5 protein-coding genes are annotated in these 4,498 nt (G+C 75.4%); all 5 read right to left on the bottom strand.

The window, feature by feature from the left end:
- The coding region (locus DEP02_RS15810) for an FAD:protein FMN transferase (RefSeq protein ID WP_198668458.1) at nt 1-602 on the bottom strand (602 nt) is incomplete at its 3' end.
- Complete coding sequence (locus tag DEP02_RS15815) at nt 599-985, bottom strand: hypothetical protein (protein WP_112467959.1); 387 nt, start codon at nt 983-985, stop codon at nt 599-601. The genes DEP02_RS15810 and DEP02_RS15815, both read right to left, overlap by 4 nt.
- Nucleotides 986-1,228: 243 nt before the next feature.
- Nucleotides 1,229-2,650 (bottom strand): sensor histidine kinase, encoded by a 1,422-nt coding sequence (locus DEP02_RS15820; protein ID WP_112467960.1) that lies wholly within the window; start codon nt 2,648-2,650, stop codon nt 1,229-1,231.
- Entirely contained in the window at nt 2,647-3,342 is a 696-nt protein-coding gene (locus DEP02_RS15825) for a response regulator transcription factor (RefSeq protein WP_198668459.1), read from the bottom strand. The genes DEP02_RS15820 and DEP02_RS15825 overlap by 4 nt, the downstream gene beginning before the upstream one ends.
- Before the next feature lie 241 nt (nt 3,343-3,583).
- A partial coding sequence (locus DEP02_RS15830) for a ferritin family protein (protein ID WP_232839145.1) occupies nt 3,584-4,498 on the bottom strand: 915 nt, incomplete at its 5' end.

Consider the following 4,498-nt stretch of genomic DNA (forward strand, 5'->3'; position numbering starts at 1 on the left):
CTCTGCGTCGAGACGCCGGTCGCAACCGTCACCTCCGACCTCCTGGCCGTCGCCAGGTCGCCGCCGAGGCCGACCAGGATCCCGCGGCCGGTGGCCGCGGCGGCGCGCCGGGCAGCGCGGTCGGCGGTGCGGGCCTTGGCGGTGGCGCCCAGGTCGAGGCGGGTGTGCGGGGGCAGGCGCAGTCGGCGGGTGCGCGGGTCGAAGACGATCCGCTGCCAGCCGGGCACGGGGCGGGCCACGGGCACGGGGCGGGCGTCGTCGGGGCGCAGGGAGGCGAAGGTGCGGTCGTAGCCGAGCGCGATCACCGCGCTGCCCACGGTCGGGTCCACGGCGCCGTCGGTGAGCCGGGCGGCACGGAGCGCGTCCTGGAGCGCTTCGGCGAACCGTTCGCCGACCGTCGTGGGGGTGCCCGCGCGCAGGTTCACGCGAGAGAGTTCTGAGTCCGGCCGGAAACGGCTGCATGTGAGGTCGACGGCGGTCAGCTCGGCGCGCAGGACCGCTTCGGCGGCGGGCAGGGCGCGTGGGTCGGTGACGAGCAGGGCGGCCGTGGTGCCGAGGGCGGGGAAGACGACCTGGGCCGGTGCCTGGGTGCGCGTGGTCATGACGCTCCCGTCGTGGTGTGCGGCTGCTGCTTGGTGGTGGTGGGCGGCTGGGGCGGGGGCTGGGGCTGGGGCGTCTGCCGTGTGACGTGGGCCGCGCCCTCGTCGTCCTCGTTGTCGTGGCCGTTCCACTCGCCGTGCTCCTCGTCGTCGTCCGCCTCCGCGGTGGTGAAGGACGCCGCGGGGTTCGGCGCGGACGGGCTCGACGGCGCGGGGGCGGCCGGCAGCAGGTGGGTGTAGAAGCCGCCCAGGGCCGCGGCGCCGGCCACGGAGGTGACGGTGATCCACCGGGTGAGGCGACGGCCGCGTCGCAGACCGCGATCGCGTGCGCGCGGAGAGGGGACCGGGGCGGACGTCCGGGGGAAGTCGTCGGGCGAGGGTGCCATGGCGGCGCTCCTGGTGAGTCGGCGGCCCGGATCGGCTGCGTGCACCTCCAGGCTGTGCCCACGGCACTGGGGAACTCGCTCACGTCTTCTTCAGAACCGGTAAAGATCTCCGGACGGTCGCGCGGGGTCGGTCGTCTTCCGGGTCGGTCGTCTTCCGGGTCTGTCGTCCTCCGGGTCTGTCGTCCTCCGGGTCTGTCGTCCTCCGGATCGGTCACCTCCCGGACCTGTCGTCCTCCGGACCCGTCACCTTCCGGATCCGGTGGCCCGCTCCCGGCGTCCCTGCGACGACGAGCCACCCCGCTCGTGCCCGTGTTCCGGCCACAGCGGCAGCTCCAGTACGACGGTCAGCCCGCCGCCGGGGGTGTCCTCCAGCCGTGCCGTACCGCCGTTGGCGGTGACCAGGCGGTGGACGATGGCCAGTCCCAGGCCGGTGCCCCTGGCCTCCGGGTTGCCGAACCGACGGAACGCGGCCGCCTTCGCCGTGGCGGACATTCCGGGACCGTCGTCGACCACACGTACCCGGGCCGAGCCCCCCACCACCTGCCGGCCGACCGTCACGCTCCCCCCGTCGGGCACGGCGTCCACGGCATTGGCGATCAGGTTGTCGAGGATCTGCTCCAGGTGGCCCGCGCCCAGCGCCACGGCCGGAGCGGACCCGTCGGACACGGCGGACGCGGCGGTCAGCCGGACTCCGCGCTCCTCGGCGACGGGCGACCAGGCCGCCACCCGCTCGGCCACCACCTCGTCGACCCGGACGGCGGTCGGGCGGGGCGTCGCCTGCTCGGCACGCGCCACCGCCAGCAGCCCGTCGACCAGCCGGGAGAGCCGGGCGATCTCCTCCTGGGCGGCGGCCAGCTCCTCGGCGGTGTCGCCCTCGGCGCCGGCGGCCAGGACGTCGAGCCGCAGCCGCAGCGCGGCCAGCGGGGTGCGCAACTGATGGGACACGTCCGCGATCACCGCCCGGTGGCCGTGCACCAGGGCCTCCGTGCGGGCCGCCATGGTGTTGAACGTGGCGGCCAGACGACGCACCTCCGGCGGCCCGCCGACGACGTCGGCCCGCTCGTCGAGGGCGCCTTCACCCAGCCGCCGGGCGGCGGCGTCCAGTGTCGACAGGGGGCGGCTCACCCAGCGGGCGAGGCGGACGGACAGCAGTACGGAGGCGGCGAGCCCCGCCGCGCCGATCGCGGCGGACCAGCCCCAGATCGCGGTGACACGGGCGTTGAGCGGGGCCGCGGAGCGGGCCAGGACGACCGCGCCGGAGGGCTGCCGGACCTCACCGGCCGGTTCCGCGGTCAGCAGCCGGCCCTCGTTCTCCGGTGGCTCCGGCTCGTGCCCGGTGAGCACCCGCTCCACCAGCTCCTCCGCCTCCTCGCCCTGGGCCGCGGTGCAGGGCGTACTGGCCACCAGGCGTGCGGAGGCGTCGTACACGGCGGCGCAGTCCCCCGCCCGGACCGCGGCCGCCAGCTCCTGGCGCATGACGGTGGGCGGCTTGTGGTCGGAGAGGTGCTCCTCGGCCGCCGCGGCGATCACGCGGGTGGCCGCCCGCTGGCTGTCGTGGTAGGCGGCGCGCTCGCGTGCCGTCATCGACACCGCCAGCGGTACCACCGCCAGCACCAGCAGCACCGAGGTCAGGATCATCAGCGTCCAGGCGATCCGGCGGGTCACGACGGCTCCCCGGCCGCTCCGAGCCGGAACCCGTGCCCGTAGACCGTCTCGATCAGTCCCGGTACGCCGAGCTTGCGGCGCAGCGCCGCAATGTGCACGTCCAGCACCTTGGTGGGGCCGTACCAGTGGGCGTCCCAGGCCCGTTCCAGGATCTGCTGCCGGCTCACCACCCGGCCGGGGTCGGCCGCCAGGCACTCCAGGATGCCGAACTCCTTCGGCGTCAGCGTGATCGCACGCCCGTCGACGGACACCTGGCGGGTACGCAGGTCGAGCGTCAGCGGACCGTGCCGTACGAGCTCCGGCTCCGCGGGGCGCCTGCGGCGCAGCACCGCCCGGATCCGCGCCAGGAGTTCGGCCAGCCCGAACGGCTTGACCAGGTAGTCGTCGGCGCCCTCGTCCAGGGCCACCACCCGGTCCGCCTCCTCACCGCGTGCGGTCACGGCGATGATCGCGGCGTCCGAACGGGCGCGCAGCCTCCGGCACACCTCGACACCGTCGATGTCGGGCAGCCCCAGATCGAGCAGTACGACATCGGGGGACGCGGCGGCCAGGGCCGCCCGGCCGGTGCGGACGCCCTCGACCGCGTATCCGGCTTGCCGCAGACCGCGCACCAGGGACTCCGCGATGCCGCGGTCGTCCTCCACGATCAGCACCCGGGTGTCCTCCGACGGGCCTGTCGTCTGCCCGCTCACACGCGTCACCTGCCTCCCGGACGGCGGTGCCGGCTGCTCCGACTCGTCCTGCCCTCCTTGTCCTGTCCTCCAGCTTGCGACGTCGTCGGGCGGGCGGGCAGGGGCCGCTCGTCCTCTGTCCCTTGGTGACGCTGCCCGGTTCGTGCCCTCCGTCCTGAGGGCGGGGGTGATGCCGCGGCCGGCCGGGCGGTCCGTGGTCCGCCCGGCCGGTCTCACTGCGGTCCCTCTCGGTGGTGGGGGGTCAGCGCAGCTGGTCGAGTGCCTTCTGGAAGGCGGCGGCGTGCTTGGCCTCGTCCGCGGCGGTGTCGCGGAAGTAGCGGGCGGCGGTGGTGTCGCCGACGGCGGTGGCCCGCCTGGCGAACCCCGGGTACACGGTGGTCGCCTCGTTGCGCTCACCGGTGATGGCCTTGCGCAGGTTCTCCCTCGTCGTGCGGACCAGGCCGGCCAGCACCGCCTCGCCGGCGAGGTGCTCCTGCAGCTCGACCTTGGCCGTGCCCTCCCACAGGCGGGCCAGCGCGGCGTTGCCGGTCTGCCGGGCGTGGGCGGCGAAGAACATGTACTTGGCGTGGGCGAGCGCCTCGCCGTGCAGGGCGGTGTCCAGGTTGGCCTTGGTGCGGGCGGCCTTGACCTTCGGCAGCCCGGCGGGCACCGGCACCACGTCGGCCTTCGGAGGTGCCGGGATGGTGCCGCGGCCGGTGGTCACGGCCGCGAGGGCGGTGCGGAAGGCGTCGCGGTGGCGGCCCTCGTCCGCGGCGATCTCGCTGAAGAGTTTCGCGGCCTCGAGGTCTCCGTCCGCGCGGGCCTGGTCGGCGAAGCGGCGGTACATGACCTGGTGCTCGTAGGTCTCGCCGTTGATGGCCTGGCGCAGGTTGGCCGCGTTGGAGCCGACCACGCCGGCCAGGGTGGCCGCCTCGCGCAGGTGTTCGCTCAGTTCGGTCCGCGCCGTGGAGCGGAAGAGCCGTCCGACGGCCGGGAGGCCCTGGCGGTCGGCCTCGGCGGCGAAGAGGCTGTAGGCGGCGTGGGCGTACGCCTCGCCCTTCATGGTGGTGTTCAGGTCGGCGAGCGTCTGCGCCCGCAGGGCCTGGGCGGCGGTGTGCGGTGCCGGGTCGGCCCCGGCCGGGTCGCCCCCGGCCAGAGCCGGCGCCGCCGGCGCAGC

The organism is Streptomyces triticisoli (assembly GCF_003270085.1).
Taxonomy (GTDB): Bacteria; Actinomycetota; Actinomycetes; order Streptomycetales; family Streptomycetaceae; genus Streptomyces; species Streptomyces triticisoli.

Excerpts from the sequence above, each read along its gene's own strand:
- DEP02_RS15815 (WP_112467959.1), bottom strand. The coding sequence starts at position 985 with ATGGCACCCTCGCCCGACGACTTCCCCCGGACGTCCGCCCCGGTCCCC.